This is a genomic window from Helicobacter didelphidarum, from assembly GCF_003364195.1.
GTDB lineage: Bacteria > Campylobacterota > Campylobacteria > Campylobacterales > Helicobacteraceae > Helicobacter_A > Helicobacter_A didelphidarum.
This window is the reverse complement of record NZ_NXLQ01000132.1, coordinates 1-1367: the sequence shown is the minus strand read 5'-3', so window position 1 is coordinate 1367 and position 1367 is coordinate 1. Positions and strand designations below refer to the sequence as shown.

The window sequence follows — 1367 nt, the reverse complement described above, 5'->3', positions numbered from 1 at the left end:
TAAAAAACGAGTTACAACAAATCAATGATAATACAAAGGATTCAAATAAAACACAAGACTTTATCACTCTTTTTAAATCTTTAAATATCAAAATCATTGCTACAGGGCATTCACTAGGAGGACATTTAGCACAAGTATTCTGTGTAGGCTATCCTAGTTTGATAAAAGAAGTTTATACTTATAATGCACCAGGTATGGGTGGTATAGTAGCTTCTGCATTAGTTATATTTTTACGAGTGATTAGGATAATATGGAAACTCTTAGTAACATTAGTAAAAAGTATAGCAAAGCTTTTTAATCCAAATGGATTCACAAGAAAGGTGCTTGATAAATCCCTACAAGCTTCAGGCTATGAGGCTCATTTAAGGAATGTGGCGTGAAAATGAGTTATAGTATATTATCAATTATTGGAATCTTAGTTGCGGTAGTGTTGTTTAGTGGGTGTGGAAGCTTTGGCTTTATCCCTTATGAATTACAACCAAGTTATTGGAAGTTTAAGGAGATATGTGAGTTAGATATTACACTACATTCTAAAAAAAGAACAGAAAAAGCATTAAGATTATTTGGGGTTAATCTTAATGATTTACAAAATAATTTAAAACTTGAAAACAATCATTATATTGCAAGAATAAGATATGATACCAAGAGAATAAAAGCTCAGTTAAATATTAAAATGGATTTGGAAAAAAATATAATAGAAATCAATGAATCAGGTTCAATTTGGTATGATTGGAGACCCATAATGCTAGGTAATGAGGCTAATATGGATTTTAGAGTTATGTGGGATAATTATATTACCTGTGGTAATGTTTATATTAGAGAGATGCCAGAATGCTTTAAAGATAATAAGTTTATTTGTAATTTTAAGGAGGCAAAATGACAAATAAAGAAATAATTAAAAAGCTTCGAGATAATGCGGAATTGGCTTGGGCTAGCTATGGGTATTTTCACTATTTTTTAGAAAAACAAAATAAATCTTACTTTATTGTAATGCAAGATGAGCAAGGTAATGAAATTAGAGATACTGACAATAAACTTAAAATTCAAGAAATTTACATTACAGATATTTTGAATGCAAAGTATAAAAATCATAGAGTTGTTGAACTTGTTCAGTTAGGTAAAGAACAAAAAGAAATTACTATCGGCACACTCGATGGCGACTTTGGTAAAGAACAAGCACAAAGATTCTTTTTTCGCTATGAATTAGTCCATCATATCCCAGATATTGCCTCACTAGATACACTCTTAGCATTTCTTACAGGATATAGTGCTACTTTATTTTATGATACAGATACACAAAATTACATCATAGCTTTTAGAGGCACAGAGAATACTGGTGATTATATAGCAGATATATTTTTAGCATT

At 29.9% G+C, this 1367-nt stretch carries 1 protein-coding gene and 2 pseudogenes; all 3 read left to right on the top strand.

All coding sequences use genetic code 11. The annotated features are described in order from the left end of the window. Positions 1-380: pseudogene (locus CQA53_RS11460) on the top strand (hypothetical protein); the annotation flags it as partial. Next, positions 377-880, top strand: a complete 504-nt coding sequence (locus CQA53_RS11455) for a hypothetical protein (protein ID WP_115544021.1) — start codon at positions 377-379, stop codon at positions 878-880. The pseudogene CQA53_RS11460 and the gene CQA53_RS11455, both read left to right, overlap by 4 nt. After that, positions 877-1367: pseudogene (locus CQA53_RS11450) on the top strand (hypothetical protein); the annotation flags it as partial. The gene CQA53_RS11455 and the pseudogene CQA53_RS11450, both read left to right, overlap by 4 nt.